The following is an 18,764-nucleotide window of genomic DNA, read 5'->3' on the forward strand; positions in this document are numbered from 1 at the left end:
GCTAAATGGGACTACACTACGTATAGTGCGCTTGGCATGTTGGACAACATAGCCGCACTGTTCAGAGCAGTATTATGGCATTACGCTGACTATACTGCAGACGTTAATAAAAGGAGTTTTATATGGACAATGACGTTTTAGAGTTAGAAAGGCAGTGCTTGGAAGCATTGCAGCATAACTACCCGCAACTATTACAGTGTAACGGCGAACTGCTATTTGTTGCCGAAGCCGAGTCACCCAAACTTACCGCAACCGCCTGGCAATTCGATCCTCATACTACGCTGTTGTTAAAACAAGACGGCATCAAGAGTGCGCTACTGGAAACGTTGGATATGTTAGTTGCACAACGCAAACAACAACGCATAAGACCCAACCGCGAAGGCCGCTTGGTTATTAATAATAACCAGTGTCAAATTCACTGGCTACATGAGGGTAGTGCAGGGCTGGTGCTTTATCAATGTGCATAGTCTCAATCTAAGAAAGCGTTAACTTTATCAAAGGTTACTGTCATCTTTTGCCGCGCCTATGGGCGCGCAAGTTCAATGTTATGCCACAAATAGCCTAATAGTCGGCTTTGGCAAGGCATAACAAACCAATACTGCTCAAGTCGCCCCGTTTGCAGTGTTAACTTCGACAATCCGATTTAGCTAAATTAAATACTTGATATTGTTTTTATTATGGGTAAATTGTTTTTATCGACAATTGCAAGTACCTGTATTTATTAAAAATGTGAATGTTTTTGTCGTTGCAGTTAGAAATTTATCTGGTAGGGGTACCAATTCATGAATAAACTTTTAGTTCCGTTGCTATTTGTCCCACTTATTATGGCTTGCGGAGGAGGGAGCAGTGAACCGCCAATTGGGCCCTTAACTGCTTCGCTATCGGCTGTTCCAGCCGTGTTTGATGAAGGCGCTAACGTTACAGTAACTTATAGCGTAACAAACGTAAAAAGTACGGCAAATGTCTCGCTGGTGTCTACCAACAACAGTCTTATTGTAAGCAATAGTTCAAGTGGTAGTTATACCCTAACGGCTAACGAGGTTGATCGTGAGGTTAAAGGTAAACTGACGTTTGTGGTTCGCGATGGTGTTGATCAAAACCGAACGGTAACACAGGATTATAATTTCACTATCAAGAATAATTCATTCGACGGTGCTAAGGCCGATATTGTTTTTTTGCTTGCAAACAAACAACGTGTGGCCGATTTACCTGATGAGCGGATAATGCGCGATGTACTGGATGAAATCTCACTGCTAAATAATGAAGCGCAGCTAAGAGTAACAACCAACAGCGACTTTCCTTCAGGCACACAAGTTGCCGCATTAATTGATGCAATTCCCTATGATGTTTATCTTAACAGCGACATTGGCGATGCTGAAGTCATAGCTGCTTACCAGCAAGCACTGCAGGCCGTTGCTGAGCATACCGCAAGCGCCGCCCAAATATTAGATGCCGGCTTTGCATCTGTTTCGCTTTTACTGCCAAAAGCGATAACAGTTGGTGATTTTAATATTGATGCCAGTACCGGTGTTACGTCATTTTTTATTGGTAAAGATGACTATGGTCAGTTTGTTGATGGTGAGTGGCAATACAACGCCGACTCAACGTTCCTGGCAAGTTTAACTGACGCCTCTTGCGCGTTGTAAGGAGGCGATATGTCTGGTTTTAAGCTTAACTACGCTGTATTAGCGTCATCATTGATTTTAGCTAATGCGGTTAGTGCGTCTGAACGTTTAATTGTGTCTATTGAACTGCCAACTAACCAGGTCGAGTCATTGCAGTCAGGCAATTCGCCACGTGGTGCAGTGTTGCCAGTAACTGGCTTAACAAAAAGCGAGACATGCTTAATATTGCCATCAGGTGATAATTGGTGTGTACCCATCGTAAAGGAAGCACTGTCGTCAAGCGCAATTGCAGCGCAAAACTCAGCCAATGGCTCTCGCTATGTATCAATGAAGGTAGCTGTGCCGGATGGGCTGTCTCTTGATCAGGCTGAAGTATTACTAAAAAACACCGGCATTTACCGCCATGTAGAGCGGGATGTCGCTATTACATCCATGAAAAGCGTGGTTGCAAACAATTGGAATGCAACAACGCCATTGGATCCGGAATTTGTTAAACAGCACCAATTCAACCGCAATACCAAAACAGATTCCCCTATAGAGTCGTCTGTCTTTGCTATGTGGCAGCTAATTGAAAACCCGCTCAAAGACGTTAGCGTTTATGTTTTTGATACAGGTTTTCGCCAGCATAAAGATATTGTCTATGACGTCGGGGTCAATACAACCGTCGAATCCTATGACAACGAACGTAATGGCTTGTTTCTCGAAGACGACTTTGACCCTGAAAACCTATGCAACAATAGTCATGGCGTTGGTGTGGCCAGCGTTATAGGCGCGGCTATTAATGAGGTTGATATGGCCGGTATGGTTAACGACATCACCTTGACCGCAGTGCGGGTAATGAAATGCGGCAATGGATTTTTATCAGATGTCGCAGCGGGGTTAGATTGGTTATCCGATGGCGACCCTTTTTTGTATGACGTATCGCCTGATTTACCGCGTTTCACCGGCCAGCCAGGCATCGTCAATATGAGCCTTGGTGGCCATGTTGCAAGCGGTTGCCCTTTTTATCTGCAAAGCGCTATTAACAGGGCGATTAATAAAGGCTTTATTCTTGTAGCCTCGGCGGGTAACGAGTCAAAAGATGCCTCGACAAACATGCCAGCTGCTTGTGAGGGCGTCATTTCCGTTGGCGCTGCGCAACTCTATGATGGCAGTCCTGACATAGCTGCATTTAGTAATTTTGGTGCATCTGTTGATGTAATGGCGCGTGGTACAAGTGTTATCGGCTTATCGAAAGATGATGCTGTGATCGGTTGGTCAGGCACAAGCTTCTCAGCGCCTATTGTTGCCGGTTTGCTGGCACTGCTTAATAAAGACTTTGACCTTACTAATAAAATGGTCAAACAGCTTGTTACCATCTCTGGCGTTACACATTGGGCTGAAGATAGTCAGTGCGCAGCACTGGGCTGCGGCTCCGGTATTTTAGATGGCGTTAAGCTTTATCAAAATGCAGTGCTGTACTCCAATGGTGAGCTTGATTCAGCATCATATTCATTGAATGTACTAGCACCGTGCCGTCAGCAATGGGCTGTCGATAACCTCTACCAAGGTGCATCACTTTGCAACGACGTAAGGTTAGATTTGCTTGGTCTTCGTAATATAAAAGCAAATGAAGCTTACCGGGTTGTTAGCGTGCCAAAGGGGCAGGGTGCAAGTGTTGAACTATCCGGCGCAACAGTAATCGGTAATTTCACAAAGCGGCATGCTGTTGTTAGTAAGGCAGACTTAACTGATGTAGATGTGTATGTCAGGTGAAAAGACTTGAGATAAATATACCAGGTTAGTTGAGATAATTATGGGATCTGGTGGAACGTATTAGGATCGAGTGACACAGAAAATGAAACAACCTTTCAAATTTAATCGGGGAATAGGTCGGGCTGCTTCTCTGCAACAATCCTCTTTTTAACTCTGGCCACCAGCTTATATATACCACGTACAGACATATTATATTTTGAGGCCAGCACAGCGTGGTTGCGCCCGTTGAACTCATCATATATGACCAGATCGCGCTGGGCCAATTTGTAGAGGAAATTCATCGGGAAATTGATTAGCTGACCGCCCCAGTGATCGGCCAGAAACTCTGCCAGCGCTACGCCGCATTGATCGGCAACATCGGTACCAACGCCATGATCCGCTAAAATGTGTTTTGCGTGCGCTGCTACATCGTCCAATAGCTCAGAACGTAGCGCATCCATCCCCGTTTTTTTAGTTGTCATTGGTTATGTCCTCAGTTGCCTTTATAAAGCTCATACCATTGTGCCTGCCAGGCGCTCCCACTTTTTCAGCAGCTCCTGGTAGCCGATGTTTGGCCATACGTCATGGCCACGTTTTTGCAGGTCGCTGTACATGCTGCGGCGGCACCATTTTTTAAGCGCTTCTAATACATGCACCGCATCGGTACCGGTAAGCCACTGCACAGACGCAATACCGGTACCATTGCTGCTTTGTGTTGTTTGCCGGGCAACCCAGGCATTTAACGCCGCTTCGCTGCCGTCGCGGATAAAGCCAGCACCGTGCATAAATGACCAAATAGCGCGGATTACGCTGCGTTCGTCTGTTGGTGCTGCTACTTTGCTGCTTTTTGGCGCTGCAGGCTGTTTTTTAGCAGGGGGCTTAGCCTTAAAACCCAGCTTTTCAAACGCTGCTAACACTGCGTGCAGCTCTGGTATGGTCATATCGTTGCAGCTGTTCTTACCGTTGGCGTAATGGGCCAGGTTAGCGCGGTAGCTGTCATCATCCATGCCCAGCTGGTTGCGGGCTATGTGGATCTTAGTTACCAGCAAGCGACGGGCTTGCACAGCGTCATAAACGCGACCTTTTTTAGCGGGCTGTTTCATTTGCACCTGCCTTTTGCTGATATAAATAAGTGTTTAATGCGTTTTGCAAGATGAAGATCTGGGCAGGTTGAGTTACAACGCCATTATCAATAAGCAGTGCAACCATATGCGTGTGATACTTTTGTAAGGATTGAGGTGCAATAGTGACTTCAACTGTTTTATCAGTGCCAGAAGCGAGATCTACGCCTATAAATGTGGGAGTAAACTGTGCTTTAACATCAGCAAAAACCCGCTGAACCCGCGCTATTAGCTCCTGCTGCAGCTGTGCTGCATCTGCAGCGGTTACCGGCCCGCCTGGTAGTGACGCGGCATAATCGCCAATTTCACTGATAATTAAACGTTCTGCTGTCTCTAACATATATCCCTCGGCTGCTCGTCAGTACCTGACCACCGCGCCAGGCAGACATAACCGCTTGCGCGGCTATGTTTCGCTTAGTTAATGGCGTCTGCCAGTGCTTTAGCTGGGGTAAACTTAACTACCGTTTTGGCCGGAATATCAATGGCTGCGCCGGTTTTTGGGTTACGGCCAGTACGGGCTGCTTTTTGTGCCACTTTAAGCTTGCCAAGGCCAACCAGTGCCACTTCGCTGCCGCTTTTCAGCTCAGCTGTTGCTACAGATTCCAGGCAATCCAGGTACGCATTGACGTCTGTTTTGCTTACTATACGGTCATGCGTGCCTTTCATTTTTGCGATAATTGCGTCTACTAATTGAGATTTGTTCATGTTTCACCTTTATATAGTTGGCTTGCTCTTCAGTACCGGTTCGCTACTTCCGATAGACGCCCATACCAGGGCGTTTCGCTTAATCGTCAAGCCCATACTCAGGCAGTTCAATTAGTTCGTCGCCTTCCCGCAGCTCCTCAAGCCTTTCCTTATATTCATTCACGTAACCTTCATTGCGGATAATCTCCAGTGCAGCTTCTAAACGCTGTTGAAGCCCGAAGGATTCAAGAATTGAATTGGTATCCCAGCTAAGGGACTGACACACCACTTTATGGCCGTTGACTTCTATCTCTGAGCTTAATTTCAGCTCTACCCCATCGGGAACCTTAATAGCCAAGGTAACGAAATTTGGATTTTCTACATCGCTCATACTTTGCTCCCGATTTTGCCTTGCTCTGCACCATTAACCCCGGCGTTCAACCGTACGTTCCGGCCTGCACCGTGCCCTTCCAAAAAGGCGCTGACATCACGCTTTTTATCCTGAGTCAGACGCACTTCAGTCTTTTCCAGCCTGGTAAAGTGCTTTTCCTTGTACAGCTGGATCAAGTTCTGCTCTTCCTCAGTGGGTACCAGTGCATGCACCTGCCGGCGCACAGCGCTGATCCAACCTTCGGCAAACAGGTCTGCACGGTTGGTTTTGGTTGTCAGTTTCAGCCGTTTATTCAGGCTGGCCAGATAGGTTTTGCGGGCCTTAACCAACTGCGGAGCCAGTACTTCATAGCAGTAAGTACCAATCTCTACCCGGTCAACAGGGCCAATGAAAATCAATGACGCGCCAATGTCGCGCTTCCAGGACAAAATAGCTTCTAAGCCAAAGGCGTTGGTTATGCAGCCAGTTAACAAATTAGCCCATTGTGGTTGCTTATCAGCTGCGTTGGCTCGCTTAATTTCGCGCTGGCTTACCTCTGATAACTTAACTTCCTGCTCGCTTAGCTGGTGCTCTTGCATCAGCTTTTGCGCCAGGCGCAGCGCGTTCGCCGCTTCGTGCTCGTTGCCGCTTTTGGCCAGGGCCAGCAGCTTTTTAATTTTGCTTAAAATGCGTTCATCCATGGCTTAATCCTCGTCTATGGTGAAATCAGGGTGCTGCGTAACAACCAGCTGCACCTGCGTTTTGGGCCGGTCCTCAACCCAGCTACCCAACCAGGTTGGCAGGTGGTTGTCACCTGAGCTGTCCAGGTATTCCAGCGACGAGCGCACCATGTGCGCGAACGTTGGCGATTCGCTGGCTATCTTTAGCAACAGGTCGTTGTCGTATTCGCCATCTACCAGCGAAATCTGGTCTATTGCAGCCGCTGCGCTCATAACGACACCGCCGCTAAATCCAGGGGGATAGGTTTGTACTGGTCGCTGTCGCCAATACGCTCGTACAGGCGCACATAGGCTTTACTGCCGATAACCTGTATGGCCTCGCCTATAGCCGTCATGGCGCGCAGCCAGCGCTCGTCCTTAATATCCAGGCGGCGCAGGCCCAGCACGCGGCCGGTGCTAATGTTGCCTTGCTTGTCGGTGTCAAAAGCGCCGTTAACAATGGCCTTAAGCTCGGCACTGGCGCTGGCTGTCCAGTCTTTCAGGCATTCGTCAATAAGTGCTTTTGCAGCCTGCAGGCGCTCGTCAAAGGTGATCGTCTCTGATATAGAGCGCTGCACTTTGTAGCGGCCATCATAGGAATACAGCGTAATGTTGCCCTTTTTACCGCCCACAACGGCCTCGTATTGCTCTGCAGACAGCTGAATAAATGCGGCAATATCAGCAAAAGCTGCCTGCTTAAATGCCGCCAGTTGTTGGTTAAGCGCTGTGCCTTTGGCAATCAGTTCTTTAACCAGCTCGTCACGGGCTTTATCAATAGGCTTCATTAAGCTGTCATGCGTCAGGTTTCCCTTGGCATCTTTCCAGTATCCCTCTGGAATAGCGGTTTGCTCAGTCATTGTTGTACTCCTGAATTTAACGTGTGAATGTGTTGCAGGTCGGTGCGGATATCCGTTAAAACGCTGCTTATGCTGTCTTCAAAAAGTGGTGAAAGGCGCTCAAGTACTTGCTGCTTTAGCTCGTAGTCGGCCAATACTATGCGCGTGGGTGACTTAATTTCAGCACTGGGTTCGCTTTGTACTTCTGTTTTCCTTAGTACGCGCTCTGCTGCAGGTATGTGATAAATACCATTTGCCCATTTCTTTATGTGGCCATCACTGTTCAGTTTTTCCAGCAGTTGAACCGCTTCTTGGCGGCCAATCTGCATCTTGTCTGAAACAGCTTTTCCGCTTAAACCAAAGCTACCTGCTTCTTCTATCAGACTAAACGCATAGCAGTGTTGCTGAGAATAATCAGAACCTGACAGTGGGGCTTGCACTGCAGGCGCGTTTACCATCTGGCGCAAGTAATTCACCCCTGCAGGCAACATGACATACAGATGAGAAGTACCTATATGTTTGATCCGCAGGTATTTAAGCTCTGCCAGCTTGTCCAACATACTTTTAGCCAGAACAGTTTCCAGCTTTAGGTGGCGTGCCACAGCGGTTACGGTTTCTTGTGCGTCTATCTTTTTAAACACCTGCAGCACCTGGCGCTGCAGTTTGGTCAGCTCTGGCATGTTCATGCTGGTATCTCCAATACGTCAGCCGCCCAGGTGATCAGGCACTCGTTATACAAAGCGGCATAGATGTTTTCTGTTATGCCACGGCTACCGCGAACGCAGATAACAGTGGCCCCTTCGGGGAATTTGCGTGGCCGCTCAATGCTGATCACCGGGCGGGTGTTACCCAGGCTAACGTTAGTCACCTGGTAACCGTTTTTAGCCAGCTTGTGTACCGCCATTTGAGCGGTATACAGCGCGTGTTTAATCTGGTCGACGCTTCTCACGTTACACCTCCATAACCAACGGGCCGGTTACCAGGGGTGCGCCCAGCTCTGCAGCCAGGTTAAGCGCGGCAGTCAGCACGTTATGAATGGCCAGCGGGTACAGCACGCTAAAATTGCCGCTGCCGGTTAGTTTAGTGCGCAGCGCATTAATGGCGCTGTCGTCCATCACCTCTGCCAGGGCTTTGCCGGCCAGCTTAAAGCGGTGCGTTAAGTAGCCTTCCAGCTCTAAGTCCAGCGGCTGTAATTGCACTACTTCGCAGCGCTGCACCACCTCACGCACGGCGGGGTTGCGTTCGTCCAGCTTTTGCGCCAGTTCGCTTTGCCCAATCAGCACTATGCCCAGCAGCTTGTTAAAGCCGTCTTCCAGCTCAAAAAAGCGTTTTAAGTGCTTAAGCGTGGGTACCGGCAGGCCGTGAGCCTCTTCGATGATCAGCAAATGGCGGTTACCGGCGCGGTGCGATTCGCGCAGCGTGTTATGCACCTGGCGAAAGCGTGCTTCAGGGCTGCGTTTAGCCGCGGTACCGGGGGCAACTGTGGCCATAATGGCTTCGGCAATGTGGGCCGCTTTTAGCGTTTTGCCCTTAATGTCGTTGTCTTCCATGCCCAGCACATAGGGCTCTATCACTATTACCGGCTGGTTATCACGGCTGATCCATTCAATAACATCACGGCGCAGCGTGCTTTTACCGGCACCGCTTTCGCCTACCACCGCCATAAAGCCACCGTGGCGGGCTGTCTGGCGCAACGCTTCACGCACATAGCGGCTTTCACCGGTTAAAAACACTTCTTCGCTGCTGCGCACCTCGTCAAACGGGTTGCGGCCTAATGTAAAATGGCGTTTCGCTGCTGGTGTTAGTTGTTGTTTACGTAGTAGCATTAGTTGGTCCTCCACGGACTGGTCGTTTTTATTACGATCAGGGGCTGCTGGTACCAGCCCCGTTTCTTCTTCAAGTGCCTGGTCTGCGTCATGCTGGGCAACGCCCCGCGCAACCAGAAATGCAGATGTATTTTCAATCACGTACTTCATGCCGGCTGATTTGCGCGGAAACTGGCCGTGGTTAACCATTTGCGCCACAGCAGCGGGGCTTAACCCCAGGTGGCGGGCCAGCTCGGCCTGGCTCTCGTTTATGTCCTGCAATAGTTTTTTCAGCTTCAACATTACGCACCCCCTACAACGCGCAGCGCCGCGGTGGGCTTAAGTAGCTGCTGGGCAATGCTGTCCAGTGCATCTTCTTTGGCGCCTTGCGGGTAACGCTGCGTTAGCCAGGCAAAATGCTCTGGCGTCCACTTGCTGCCCAGGCGTTCGCGTAAGCGCATGGCCAGTTCTACGGTTTGCAGTACCGGGGTTTCTATAACAGGCGCTTTTAAGCTGTGCTCGGTACCGCGACGCGGCATATACGTTGGCAACTGGGCGTCATCCAACGGCTTGTAGGGGTTAAACTTACCGGCCAGCGGTATTGCCTTGGCTTTGCGTGCTGCGTCGGCCTCAGCAGCGCTGCTGCTGCCTGTCATCAGCTTGTCAATGTCGGCCTTGGCCGTTTGCGTTGGTGTATGCGCCTGGCTGGCAAAACCTTCGCCCCATACTGGTGCTGTGGTAGCAAAGCCGTACTCGTTTTTTTCAACCTGTGGCAGTACGTAAAATACTTCGTTGCCATCAATGTTCTGTGTAACCAGCTGGGCCGCATCACTGCGCCACGGGTTGCGGGTAATAAGCACGGCTTGGCCAACCATAATCAGCGGTACCGCGCTTACATCGTATTCAGCACCGTTAAAATTCACGCGCAGCTTAGGTGTTACCTTACGCTCTACCGGTGTGGCCACAGCCAGTTCGCGGCATACCGCAATGCTGGGCGCTTTAATAAGCTGCTGCTGCGTAATACGCATCCATACATTGCTGCGGGTATCATTGGTGCGGCTGTGTTTAGCGGTAGCATTAAATACGGCACGCCATTGTGCTGCCAGGCTGTTCAGTTCAGCCAGGTCAGCAACCGGCCTAAAGCGCAGGCCGCTTTCAAACTTGCGCTCAATAATGTTACGGGCGTTTTCTACCTGGCCGGTGGCCCGTGCGTTGCCTGCAGCGTGGGCCAGCGCTGTAATACCCAGCGCCTTACACAGGTTTTTCGCCATGGCGCTGGTGTTAGCGCTGCCTGGGTCCATGTACAGTATGCGTGGCACACCATGCAGCATGTCAGCGCCGCCGCGCTCCTGCAGGGCGTTAATCAGCACATTGCACAGGTTTTCGCCACTTTCAGCGCCCATTACGTATTCCACGTAAATCCAGCCGCTTGCGTGGTCGGTTATTTCATAGCTCCACACCCGGTCTGCCATTACACGGGCCACGTTAGCCGGTTTGTTTTTGTAAAACTCGGCGCCGTCCATAACGTGCAGCCCGTTGGGGCCCTTGTTAGGTTTTAGGTAGTACAGCACGCACAGGCTGGCATCTATCTGCCACACGTGGTTTGGGTGTTCACTGGCCATTTCCACGTGTGGATCGGGCTGGCTTAACTGCTCAGGGTGTACGCCATAGCTGCGCATAGCGCGGCGTATGGCGTCATAACTCAGTGGCAGCACTTCACCAGTGTCGGTATTTATCCGTTCAGCGCGTAGCATGCCGTTGCAACGCAGGTGGTCTACCGCATCATTAAGGCTGTACAGGCGTTTGTTGTTGCCGCGGCGGCTTTCCATCATTACCCCGGCAATCATCAGCGCTTCGTCACGGGTTAAGCCGTGTTGGCCCGCATCGGTGCGGCGTTTGCGCGGCGTTGTTACCGTTAACGTTGCCAGCTTACGGTGCACCGTGGCTTTGCTCAGCTGCAGCTCGGCCGCGGCTGCTTCTATCAGCTCACCTTTAGCACCGTGGCCAGCACTGCGCACCGCTCTGGCCAGCGCTGTTATGCGTTCATTAATAACCGGGTTCATAACTACTGCTCCAGCTGGGCTTGCTGGGCAGCCACCAGGGCTTCGGCATTGGCCAGTGCGTCTGCCGACATCCAGTCAGGTTCGCCGCCGGTTAAGTTGTCTGGCAGGTCAAATTCATCACGCAACGCGCTAATATGGGTTTCTAATATCTGCAGCAACCCCGTCATATACTGGCGCTGGTCGGTACCATGCTCTTTGCCCGCAGCCGCCAGCGCCTCAAAGGCTGGCTGCATTTTCAGCTTAAACAGGCTTTGCATTTCGCTGAATATGCCGCCAGTTTCTGCGTGCAGCTGCTGCATTAGCGCATCAGGGGTTTGGGTTTGAATACGGCGGCGGGTTTTCTCCAGCTCCAGGCGGGTGTCGTCCAGCTCTTTGCTTTTTCTTGCCAGCAGTTCGCCCTGGGCGTCGTGGTCGGCTTTGGCTTCTTCCAGGCTGTTTATCAGCTCGGCCTTTTCAAAGGTGTGTTTGCTAATAATCTCTTCGGCCAGGTCTATAAACGTTTCTTTATCGCCGGTTTTTGCTACTTCTATCAGCGCCTCTTTTTGGTCGGCTGGCAGCTTGCGGTACTGGCGCAGTTCACGGTAACCGGCGCCAATGCGGGTTAAGTTCTCTAAGGCTTCTTCGCCGAAAGTGCGTAGGTTTAGAATGTCTTCATCCGCCTTTTGCCGCGTAGTACCAACAGCCAAGCAAAATCCCTCCCAAGTGCCGACGTCAGCAATTTCATTACCGTTGCGATCCAACCCCTTTTTACCCGACAAGGCTTTATACATGCGGTTTTGCTTGATGTGAGCCAGCTTTGATAAACCGACGACGGTCGTCAGTTTTGAGATCGCTTCAGTCATTTGGATCTGACCAATAATTTGGTTCAGCGTGTCGCGCTCTTCATTGTGCTGGTTTAGCAATGCAGCTGTGTTCTGAGTGTTGCTAGACAGCTCCGCTAAGGCTTTATTGTGGGTGTGTTCCTCAACCTCAGCGTGAAAGGCATCATCTACCTCCAGTGCGGGTGCAGTGTGCAACGTTTCCATGTCCAGGGCTGCGGCTTCTAAATCGTCCATTTGTGCTGTTGTTGCGGTGTTTTTCTTAGCTGGCATGTGTGTTCCCCTTAAAAGCTACCGGCGGCTACGCGCTGGTTTAGTTCGTTAATGCGGTTGGTGGCGCGGCTTATTTCGGTAGCGTGGCCTTGCGCCAATTGCAGCATGGCAACGCCATGGGCATAGCGTTTGTTATCAAGCTGTATGGCCAGGCCGGCTTCTATCAGCGTATTCAAACAGCGGTTTACCGTGGCCGGGCTTTCATTTAGGCCGCTGGCCAGTTCGCTGTTGCTTAGGCCGGTAAGGCTGTGGCCGCTTAAGGCTTTAAGTACTTTTAAAACCTTTAAGCCACTGCCACTAATGCGGGTTTGGTCGGTCATGGTTTTTCCTGTAAAGTCGATTTTTTTCATTAAAAGGATGCTTTCATGTCGCAAAACGATTCAATTAACTACCTTCATCAACGGATTTCCGGCTTGCATGGCGTAACGCTAGCCTTGACCTTAACCCTGATAAATAAAGGGCTACTCGACAAAGAAGAGGTTTTATTAAGCCTTGAGCTTTATGCCGAGTTACTGGCTGGCACGCCTGAGCAGCGAGAGATGTTTGATGCTGTAAGAAACACACTTCAAGGTAAGGGCGTGTGGATCCCTCGGGTTTTTGAAGGCGGTAAGTCAAATAGCCAGCCTGCTGGCAATGTTCCAGCATCTGATGAAACTGAATCATAGTGGTAGCCCGCTGCTCAAAGCTTGCCGTGCTTTGCTCTGTGCTTTTAATATCTACAATCTCACCTGCCTTGATGCCTGGAATGTGGCTCAGGTCATAGGTGTGGCCTTGAAACTGAACGGTCAGTTGTGCCGTGACTTTGCGACGTTCTGTCATACAAATAGCTCCAGTTCTGGCTGCTGCAGCTTGCTGGCTTCAGCGCGGTGGTAAGCCAGGTTCTCTATCAGCAGGGTTAAGTGGTCTACGGCTTCCTGCTGGCTGCATTCGCCGCTGTGCAAAGCCAGCAGCTTGCCCATTACCGAGCTGCAAAACATGTTCAGCTTCACCAGCTCTTTGTGTTCGGCCTTACGGCCGCGTGGCATGGGTACCAGCATCATGTTTAACGAGTGCGCCATGTACTGAATGGGGTAAACCCGGTGGCAGGTTTCCATAAATGGGATTAGCAAATTAGCTGGCATAGTGGCGCCGCCCAGGTACTTGTACAGGCTGTCTGTGCTGCAGCCCATGCGGTCGGCAATGCGCGGCACGCTTAGCTGTTTGGTGGCACAGGCAAAGTCTTTAGTAAGCTGCAGGCTTTCGGTAAGGCTGCGCGGTATCACCTGGTTCCAATTCTTACGGCTCATTGGAAACACCCCACCTTAACGTCGCTCCAAAAATACACATTGTTTGGAACACCGAACGGCGTCAGGCTTGCCACATCTGAAATTTGCTCAACCGAGGCGAGAACAATATGCACCCCAATACGCACGCTAATGAACTGACGATACAAGAACAATTGCGAGTCTGGCTTGGTTTGCCCGAAACCGTTGCCCGCTACGGTGCCAGCCAAAAAGTGGATATTGCTAAGGTACGCTTTTTGCTGCATAGCCTGGTGGCATTGCCCGTGGCACAGCGCAGTGCAACGGTGGGTATTTTGCTTGTCAGCGGCGACAACGTGCTGTTGCAACTGCTGCAGTGGTTTAACTGGTGTTGTATGCATAAAGCCGCTCCTGGCCAAAAAACAATGAACGAGTTAGTAACGAACTGGCTGTTAGCGCCCTACGACGCCAGCTTTTGTTTAGCTAAACTTTAATAGTGCGAAACAGTGCGAAAATGTTATTCTTCAACTGGTAGGCCAAGCGCCTGGCGTACATCGCGCCCTTCGCCAAAGTTGCCTTTGCGTAAGCCGCGCAGCACATCGCTTACCGTGCGGTAAGAGAAGCCTTTTGCTTCTGCCCAGCTTTTTACGGTGAAGCCCTGCTGCCGCAGATTGTGCTTAATTTGGTTGGATGTAGGTTGTGTAGTGGCCATGGTTAACTCCTGGAATAAGGGCGTTTATGAACGAAGAAATTGAAAGACTGAAGCAACAAGTCGACGAGTTGCAGCACAGAGATTTAGCCATGCATTTTGCTTATCGTGTTTTGGCGCGGACTCTAGCGGAGAAGCTTCAGCTTGATATGCAGCTTCAGCAGGCGAAGTTGCGTCATGCTGCCGAAGAACTGGAACAGAACCCTGCGTTTGCTGAGCGGGTTCCTGAATACCTGAATAATTTGGCTGACAACCTGCTGAGTGATCACTTTGTTTTTTTGGGGATGAGCCGCGAAGAGGCAAACAACAAGGTTTATCAAACCCGAAATATGGACGATTAGATTTTTGTGGTGTCATTTTTTGCCCTGTGATTAACAGTTAAAAGCTGTGTATGAGTGTTAGTATGGGATTCAAATGAATCCCTGTCAACTTTAAAATGAGATTCATATGAATTCTTTTGGCGAGCGTTTAAAGGAAGAGCGTGAGCGCCTTGGTTTGAGCCAAGAAGCTTTTGGCGCTATTGGTGGTGTACAAAAATTAGCACAACGAAATTATGAGAAAGATAACAGGGAGCCAAACGCGTCCTATATGGCTGCGCTTAGTGAGGTGGGTGTAGATGTTATGTATATTTTAACCGGCCAAAAAGAGCACTTTTCTGGTTATACAGATGAGCATATTAGAAAAGGCGTTGCCCAGTATTTGGTTGAGGCGCTGGATATGGGGATGTTTGAACTGAACAAAGGCGTTAGTTTTGATTTTGCGGTTGAATTAGCTCAACAGTGCATTAGGAAAACAGCCGGTCTAAGTGGCGTAGTACCAGCAAGTTCAGCGAAAACGGGAAGTAAAAAAGCTTAGTATTTATGGTACTTATTTAATGATAGAACGTTGTGCCGATTTGCATTGTCTTCCATTGTCATAATGTAGTTCTCAATTTCCTGTCGCCATTGTTGGATAGCATGATACTTTTCCTGGCTTGCCGGCATTTTGTCTATGATCTCGCGTTGCCTCACTAATAAGTGAGCCCGGCCAAGCAGACGCTGGTATGTATCCAACTCAGAATCAACGGAATGAAAGAAGCGCAGGCGAAGGCCCTTAACAACGCTATAAAACGTACCCAGCAGCATAGCTAGTAACAATAACGAAATTATCCCCATAAACGTTTTGCCAACATTTCTTTAAGTGATATAGCAATAGGGAATAACAGTATAAACAGGCAACCAATGTTGATTGAGTTAATGCCGATTTTATATACGACGCCCAGCAAATCTGTCTGAAATACCAGCCTGTCAAAAAAGCGTACGACCTGTAACGTGCATAGACCAGCAAAAGAAATCATCATGCTCGATGCTACAAAGCCCATCGTTAACTTCGCTCTGACATGCAGCAGATATATGACATATACACTAACCATTGCGTACAAAGCCCAAACTGGATACCAAACTAAAACGATGAGTGAATTGTAATCATTAACAAGCCTCATTAATGCTGGTTCAGTTACCTGCATAGCAAGGTTCGACATGATCAATACGGCGCTACCGAAGTAGTATGATTTATCTGCTAAGTTGAGAACTACCACAAGGAAAGTGGCTAGCATGTAACCTAACCAGGTGTAGTTGCCTACCTGAAAAAGAAAATTTGAGTAATCCATTACTGCCTAGGTACCCTATAGGTTAATAGGTGGTTCATTGCCATTTCCGCTGCCGGGTATGGAATCTGTGGTTGCCCGTGAAGTATCAGTATCATTGGTATCTGGCTTAATAGGTGGTTCATTGCCATTGCCACTACCTAGCGGTTGCGTAGGCATTCCTTCCTCTGCCTCAAGTAGCGCAGCAGCTTCTGCAGATATTGATACTGTGTCTGCAGTACTTACTGTCGTGGTCGCAGGTGGCCCGTTCCCGTTGCCGTTACCCAGCGGTGTTGTTGCGCTGCTTTGTTGTACTACTGGCTGGTATACAGCGCCACTAATATTTTCAATGCTCATATACGTTTCTCCAGTGCGTTATTGCACAGCAAAACTTTACCACAACATACACCAAAGCCTGATAGCTGCCTCTTTTAGGAATTTGATTTTTCCTGACAAAAACATGATATTTCATTGTTTTTGATTAAATATTGTTCAGTAAATGTTTTTTTTATTGAAGTCAGCTGGTTGCATGGGTAAAAAGAAAGCGGGTTTATTAATAAGGAAATTTTATGAGTGAAACCACGCAATACACTCAGTGCAAGCAATGCCGTGGAAAAATTGAACTTACTGCAACAAGGTGCCCCTACTGCCGTGTGATTGAGCCTGTAGCAAAAAAAATAAAGACTAATGACGTTGTGAGTAATGTGCCCTGGGGTTTATTCATCAATATCGGCGTAGTGGCTATAGTTTTGTTTGGTTTGTATTCTTGCATGAAAGAATCGCCCGAAGAAAAACAGCAAAAAAGCGTTGCTGCAGCGAAAAATAAACGTGCTGGTTTTCATTGTTTAAGCGGCTGGGATGGTTCTCATAGTAATGTTGTTCGGCAGGTTAAAAGCTTGCTACGCGACCCGAATAGCTTCGAGCATGTAAGCACCAAGCTTACGCCGGTTGATGAAACAGGTAGGCATACTTTATTCATGCGTTACAATGCAAAAAATGGCTTTGGTGGAGTGACGCCAGGGTTTGCAACCGCCATTGTTGTCAATGCCAACTGTGAAGCGACACTTGCTACCAATGAGTAGGCAAAACGATTTATAAAGCTGAGCTGGCAGAGTTCCGGAAAGTTTAGCCCCCGTTCAAATTACATTATCTAACCCACATGGCACCTTAGCAGTTGATCTCACTGCTAAGGAACCGCCATGCCAGCTCGTAGAACATTTGCTTTACCCCGTTTAACCCTGTGGGCCATTGTGGCCGTAATACTGCTGTTTGCCATTGCCATGGTAAGCCCGCAGCAGCTGCCTGTTGTGCTGTACAAGCTTGCGTTGGTTACGCTGGCTAGTGTATTGGGCTACTGGGTAGACCGTTCCCTGTTCCCGTATGACCGCCCTCATACCTACGCCGAAACCGGTGAAGATTTAATGCCCCGAGGCTTAGCCATGCTGCGCCGTGCACTGATAGTGCTGGCCTGTGTGCTTGGCTTAACGTTGGGGCTTTAACTATGCGCAAAATACTTGTACTTGGGTGTCTAGGGGCGCTGAGCCTTGCGCTACTGCAAAGCGCTATGGCTGGTGATTTTGAGATAGTCGCCCGCGACAAGCTGGACTATCCAGCAACAGCGTTAATACCCCGTGACGCCACCGTGCACCAACGCACCTTAACCCGTACCGCCCATGCTCACTGGGGGTTAGATGCCCCGGTGGCTACCATGGCGGCACAAATTCACCAGGAAAGCCGCTGGCATGTCGGAGCCAGGTCGCCCGTTGGGGCCGAGGGCTTGGCGCAATTTATGCCTGCTACCAGCGAATGGTTCGCCCGCATTAACCCGCAGGACTTAACCACTGCGCAGCCCTTTAACCCCGCCTGGTCAATGCGTGCCCTGGTGCTTTATGACGCCTGGAACTACAAACGCATTGTTGCGCGTGATAACTGCAACCGCTGGTCGTTCACCTTAAGCGCCTATAACGGTGGCTTAGGCTGGGTACAACGTGACCAGGCACTGGCGTCAGCTTCGGGGGCTGATGGGCTGGTGTATAGCGCTGTTGCGCCCTTTAACGCCGGGCGCAGCGCGGCCAGCATTTCAGAAAACAGACACTACGTAACCACCATTATTCAGCGCTGGCAGCCCCTGTATGAACAGGCGGGCTGGGGCCGTGGGGTGTGTTATGAATTTTAAGAAACACCTGCTAGCCGTTTTGGCCATTATCGCTGCTGTGTTAGCGGTGGTGGCCATCGCCCAGCTTGGCCTTAGTGCCATTAAGCAAACCAGCTATGACGCTGGCTATAACGCCGCCGAGGCAAAGCAGGCAACAGCCGTAAGCAACGCCCTGGCAGAGCAGCAGCGCACGCTGCAGGCCGAGTTTAAACGGCAGCTTACTAACGCCAATAACGCCGTTAACGCGCTGCGTGCCGCCAACCGCGACATTGCTACCCGTGAAAAGCAGCTGCTTGAGAGGATTGATTATGTTACTACCCATTACCGGCCTGGCCCTGCGGCGCAGCTTGAGCCTTTGCCTGCTTGTATTTTCACTGATGGCTTTGTCAGCGTGTACAACGGTGCCATCAGCCCCGGTGGTGCAACTGCCGCCGCCATGCCCGCCGTTGATACTGCCGCCGGAACTGACACAACGGCCGGCGCCACCACAGCTACTCACGCCTTGCAACCCAGCGGCATCGAGCAACGCGACATCTTGCACCACATCACCGGCTACGGCAGCCGGTGTCAATCCATTGAAGCCCAGTTAAACCAACTGCTGGACTACTTAGAAAGCATTAATAAGGGGGCTGTGTGACAGTTCAGGTAGATTTTTGGCAGCTGGTACTGCTGCTTATTTCGTTTTTTGGCGCCTGTGCCTGGGCATTCAAATTGTTGCTCGGGCAAACACAGCGCCATTTAGATGACCGGTTTAGTAATGTCAGCCTGCGCCTGGATGGCATTGAGGTGGCCAACAAGGAAGAAGCGGCCCAATGGGCCCGTGTAGAGCGCGAACTGATGGATTTAAAGGCCGAGCTACCACTTAACTATGTGCGACGCGAAGACTATATCCGCGGGCAATCAATTATTGAGGCCAAGCTGGATGGCCTTGCCGTAAAAATTGAAAACAACCAACTGCGAAGCCTGTTACCAGGCGGAGGAAAATAA

At 49.9% G+C, this 18,764-nt stretch carries 30 protein-coding genes and 2 other RNA genes; 12 read left to right on the plus strand and 20 right to left on the minus strand.

Annotated features, from left to right (window positions below; genetic code table 11):
• Positions 1 to 122 precede the first annotated feature (122 nt).
• The 3 genes from I4W93_RS04070 to I4W93_RS04080 all read left to right on the plus strand — a co-directional run bounded on the left by I4W93_RS04070 (position 123) and on the right by I4W93_RS04080 (position 3,380).
• Positions 123 to 467, plus strand: a complete 345-nt coding sequence (locus I4W93_RS04070) for a hypothetical protein (protein ID WP_205310653.1) — start codon at positions 123 to 125, stop codon at positions 465 to 467.
• A gap of 315 nt (positions 468 to 782) precedes the next feature.
• Positions 783 to 1,646 carry a hypothetical protein gene (locus I4W93_RS04075; protein ID WP_205310652.1) on the plus strand — a complete coding sequence of 288 codons (864 nt, stop codon included), beginning with the start codon at positions 783 to 785 and terminating at the stop codon, positions 1,644 to 1,646.
• 9 nt (positions 1,647 to 1,655) lie between these two features.
• The gene (locus I4W93_RS04080; RefSeq protein WP_205310651.1) at positions 1,656 to 3,380 is read left to right on the plus strand and encodes a S8 family peptidase; all 1,725 of its coding nucleotides are present in this window, start codon (positions 1,656 to 1,658) and stop codon (positions 3,378 to 3,380) included.
• A gap of 101 nt (positions 3,381 to 3,481) precedes the next feature.
• Here the strand turns inward: I4W93_RS04080 and I4W93_RS04085 are convergent, their stop codons facing one another.
• The 16 genes from I4W93_RS04085 to I4W93_RS04160 form a co-directional block, all read right to left on the minus strand.
• Positions 3,482 to 3,841, minus strand: a complete 360-nt coding sequence (locus I4W93_RS04085; RefSeq protein WP_205310650.1) for a Mor transcription activator family protein — start codon at positions 3,839 to 3,841, stop codon at positions 3,482 to 3,484.
• Positions 3,842 to 3,871: 30 nt separating this feature from the next.
• A complete protein-coding gene (locus tag I4W93_RS04090; RefSeq protein ID WP_205310649.1) occupies positions 3,872 to 4,462 on the minus strand; it encodes a gp16 family protein in 591 nt (196 codons plus the stop codon).
• Positions 4,446 to 4,820: a hypothetical protein gene (locus tag I4W93_RS04095; RefSeq protein WP_205310648.1), complete on the minus strand. Its 375-nt coding sequence runs from the start codon at positions 4,818 to 4,820 to the stop codon at positions 4,446 to 4,448. The genes I4W93_RS04090 and I4W93_RS04095 overlap by 17 nt, the downstream gene beginning before the upstream one ends.
• Before the next feature lie 5 nt (positions 4,821 to 4,825).
• An RNA gene (locus tag I4W93_RS04100) (hammerhead ribozyme type II) lies at positions 4,826 to 4,896 on the minus strand.
• Positions 4,895 to 5,185, minus strand: a complete 291-nt coding sequence (locus I4W93_RS04105) for an HU family DNA-binding protein (RefSeq protein WP_205310647.1) — start codon at positions 5,183 to 5,185, stop codon at positions 4,895 to 4,897. Before I4W93_RS04105 ends, I4W93_RS04100 begins: the two co-directional genes overlap by 2 nt.
• 16 nt (positions 5,186 to 5,201) lie before the next feature.
• Positions 5,202 to 5,266, minus strand: an RNA gene (locus tag I4W93_RS04110) — hammerhead ribozyme type II.
• The gene (locus I4W93_RS04115) at positions 5,265 to 5,555 is read right to left on the minus strand and encodes a hypothetical protein (RefSeq protein WP_205310646.1); all 291 of its coding nucleotides are present in this window, start codon (positions 5,553 to 5,555) and stop codon (positions 5,265 to 5,267) included. Before I4W93_RS04115 ends, I4W93_RS04110 begins: the two co-directional genes overlap by 2 nt.
• The gene (locus I4W93_RS04120; RefSeq protein ID WP_205310645.1) at positions 5,552 to 6,235 is read right to left on the minus strand and encodes a DUF2786 domain-containing protein; all 684 of its coding nucleotides are present in this window, start codon (positions 6,233 to 6,235) and stop codon (positions 5,552 to 5,554) included. Before I4W93_RS04120 ends, I4W93_RS04115 begins: the two co-directional genes overlap by 4 nt.
• Before the next feature lie 3 nt (positions 6,236 to 6,238).
• A complete protein-coding gene (locus I4W93_RS04125) occupies positions 6,239 to 6,487 on the minus strand; it encodes a hypothetical protein (protein WP_205310644.1) in 249 nt (82 codons plus the stop codon).
• A complete protein-coding gene (locus tag I4W93_RS04130; protein WP_205310643.1) occupies positions 6,484 to 7,110 on the minus strand; it encodes a DUF3164 family protein in 627 nt (208 codons plus the stop codon). Before I4W93_RS04130 ends, I4W93_RS04125 begins: the two co-directional genes overlap by 4 nt.
• Positions 7,107 to 7,775, minus strand: a complete 669-nt coding sequence (locus I4W93_RS04135) for a hypothetical protein (RefSeq protein WP_205310642.1) — start codon at positions 7,773 to 7,775, stop codon at positions 7,107 to 7,109. Before I4W93_RS04135 ends, I4W93_RS04130 begins: the two co-directional genes overlap by 4 nt.
• Positions 7,772 to 8,038 (minus strand): Kil protein family, encoded by a 267-nt coding sequence (locus I4W93_RS04140; RefSeq protein WP_205310641.1) that lies wholly within the window; start codon positions 8,036 to 8,038, stop codon positions 7,772 to 7,774. The genes I4W93_RS04135 and I4W93_RS04140 overlap by 4 nt, the downstream gene beginning before the upstream one ends.
• 1 nt (position 8,039) lies before the next feature.
• The gene (locus I4W93_RS04145) at positions 8,040 to 9,197 is read right to left on the minus strand and encodes an ExeA family protein (RefSeq protein ID WP_205310640.1); all 1,158 of its coding nucleotides are present in this window, start codon (positions 9,195 to 9,197) and stop codon (positions 8,040 to 8,042) included.
• On the minus strand, positions 9,197 to 10,957 hold the full coding sequence (locus I4W93_RS04150; protein ID WP_205310639.1) for an integrase catalytic domain-containing protein: 1,761 nt from the start codon (positions 10,955 to 10,957) through the stop codon (positions 9,197 to 9,199). The genes I4W93_RS04145 and I4W93_RS04150 overlap by 1 nt, the downstream gene beginning before the upstream one ends.
• A gap of 2 nt (positions 10,958 to 10,959) precedes the next feature.
• Complete coding sequence (locus I4W93_RS04155) at positions 10,960 to 12,048, minus strand: hypothetical protein (protein ID WP_205310638.1); 1,089 nt, start codon at positions 12,046 to 12,048, stop codon at positions 10,960 to 10,962.
• An 11-nt stretch (positions 12,049 to 12,059) separates the two neighbouring features.
• Positions 12,060 to 12,368, minus strand: coding sequence for a helix-turn-helix domain-containing protein (locus I4W93_RS04160; RefSeq protein ID WP_205310637.1), 309 nt, complete (start codon positions 12,366 to 12,368; stop codon positions 12,060 to 12,062).
• 45 nt (positions 12,369 to 12,413) lie between these two features.
• On the opposite strand from I4W93_RS04160, the gene I4W93_RS04165 reads away from it, so the two are divergent.
• The gene (locus I4W93_RS04165) at positions 12,414 to 12,713 is read left to right on the plus strand and encodes a hypothetical protein (RefSeq protein WP_205310636.1); all 300 of its coding nucleotides are present in this window, start codon (positions 12,414 to 12,416) and stop codon (positions 12,711 to 12,713) included.
• Between the two features lie 150 nt (positions 12,714 to 12,863).
• On the opposite strand, the gene I4W93_RS04170 is transcribed toward I4W93_RS04165, so the two are convergent.
• Positions 12,864 to 13,334, minus strand: a complete 471-nt coding sequence (locus I4W93_RS04170) for a hypothetical protein (protein ID WP_205310635.1) — start codon at positions 13,332 to 13,334, stop codon at positions 12,864 to 12,866.
• 107 nt (positions 13,335 to 13,441) lie between these two features.
• Here I4W93_RS04170 and I4W93_RS04175 point away from each other — a divergent pair, with 107 nt between their 5' ends.
• Complete coding sequence (locus tag I4W93_RS04175; RefSeq protein WP_205310634.1) at positions 13,442 to 13,783, plus strand: hypothetical protein; 342 nt, start codon at positions 13,442 to 13,444, stop codon at positions 13,781 to 13,783.
• 23 nt (positions 13,784 to 13,806) lie between these two features.
• On the opposite strand, the gene I4W93_RS04180 is transcribed toward I4W93_RS04175, so the two are convergent.
• Positions 13,807 to 14,001, minus strand: coding sequence for a DNA-binding protein (locus tag I4W93_RS04180; protein WP_205310633.1), 195 nt, complete (start codon positions 13,999 to 14,001; stop codon positions 13,807 to 13,809).
• Between the two features lie 26 nt (positions 14,002 to 14,027).
• Here I4W93_RS04180 and I4W93_RS04185 point away from each other — a divergent pair, with 26 nt between their 5' ends.
• Positions 14,028 to 14,339 (plus strand): hypothetical protein, encoded by a 312-nt coding sequence (locus tag I4W93_RS04185; protein WP_205310632.1) that lies wholly within the window; start codon positions 14,028 to 14,030, stop codon positions 14,337 to 14,339.
• 106 nt (positions 14,340 to 14,445) lie between these two features.
• The gene (locus I4W93_RS04190; protein WP_205310631.1) at positions 14,446 to 14,853 is read left to right on the plus strand and encodes a helix-turn-helix domain-containing protein; all 408 of its coding nucleotides are present in this window, start codon (positions 14,446 to 14,448) and stop codon (positions 14,851 to 14,853) included.
• A gap of 289 nt (positions 14,854 to 15,142) precedes the next feature.
• Here the strand turns inward: I4W93_RS04190 and I4W93_RS04195 are convergent, their stop codons facing one another.
• Together I4W93_RS04195 and I4W93_RS04200 are read right to left on the minus strand one after the other, a co-directional pair.
• Positions 15,143 to 15,646 (minus strand): hypothetical protein, encoded by a 504-nt coding sequence (locus I4W93_RS04195; RefSeq protein WP_205310630.1) that lies wholly within the window; start codon positions 15,644 to 15,646, stop codon positions 15,143 to 15,145.
• A 15-nt stretch (positions 15,647 to 15,661) separates the two neighbouring features.
• Positions 15,662 to 15,979, minus strand: a complete 318-nt coding sequence (locus I4W93_RS04200) for a hypothetical protein (protein ID WP_205310629.1) — start codon at positions 15,977 to 15,979, stop codon at positions 15,662 to 15,664.
• A 212-nt stretch (positions 15,980 to 16,191) separates the two neighbouring features.
• On the opposite strand from I4W93_RS04200, the gene I4W93_RS04205 reads away from it, so the two are divergent.
• The 5 genes from I4W93_RS04205 to I4W93_RS04225 all read left to right on the plus strand — a co-directional run bounded on the left by I4W93_RS04205 (position 16,192) and on the right by I4W93_RS04225 (position 18,764).
• On the plus strand, positions 16,192 to 16,704 hold the full coding sequence (locus I4W93_RS04205; RefSeq protein WP_205310628.1) for a hypothetical protein: 513 nt from the start codon (positions 16,192 to 16,194) through the stop codon (positions 16,702 to 16,704).
• A 117-nt stretch (positions 16,705 to 16,821) separates the two neighbouring features.
• Positions 16,822 to 17,121, plus strand: coding sequence for a putative holin (locus tag I4W93_RS04210; RefSeq protein WP_205310627.1), 300 nt, complete (start codon positions 16,822 to 16,824; stop codon positions 17,119 to 17,121).
• A 2-nt stretch (positions 17,122 to 17,123) separates the two neighbouring features.
• The gene (locus tag I4W93_RS04215) at positions 17,124 to 17,798 is read left to right on the plus strand and encodes a transglycosylase SLT domain-containing protein (RefSeq protein WP_205310626.1); all 675 of its coding nucleotides are present in this window, start codon (positions 17,124 to 17,126) and stop codon (positions 17,796 to 17,798) included.
• On the plus strand, positions 17,788 to 18,414 hold the full coding sequence (locus I4W93_RS04220; protein WP_205310625.1) for a hypothetical protein: 627 nt from the start codon (positions 17,788 to 17,790) through the stop codon (positions 18,412 to 18,414). Before I4W93_RS04215 ends, I4W93_RS04220 begins: the two co-directional genes overlap by 11 nt.
• Complete coding sequence (locus I4W93_RS04225) at positions 18,411 to 18,764, plus strand: hypothetical protein (protein WP_205310624.1); 354 nt, start codon at positions 18,411 to 18,413, stop codon at positions 18,762 to 18,764. Before I4W93_RS04220 ends, I4W93_RS04225 begins: the two co-directional genes overlap by 4 nt.

It is taken from the genome of Rheinheimera maricola (assembly GCF_016918075.2).
Taxonomy (GTDB): domain Bacteria; phylum Pseudomonadota; class Gammaproteobacteria; order Enterobacterales; family Alteromonadaceae; genus Alishewanella; species Alishewanella maricola_A.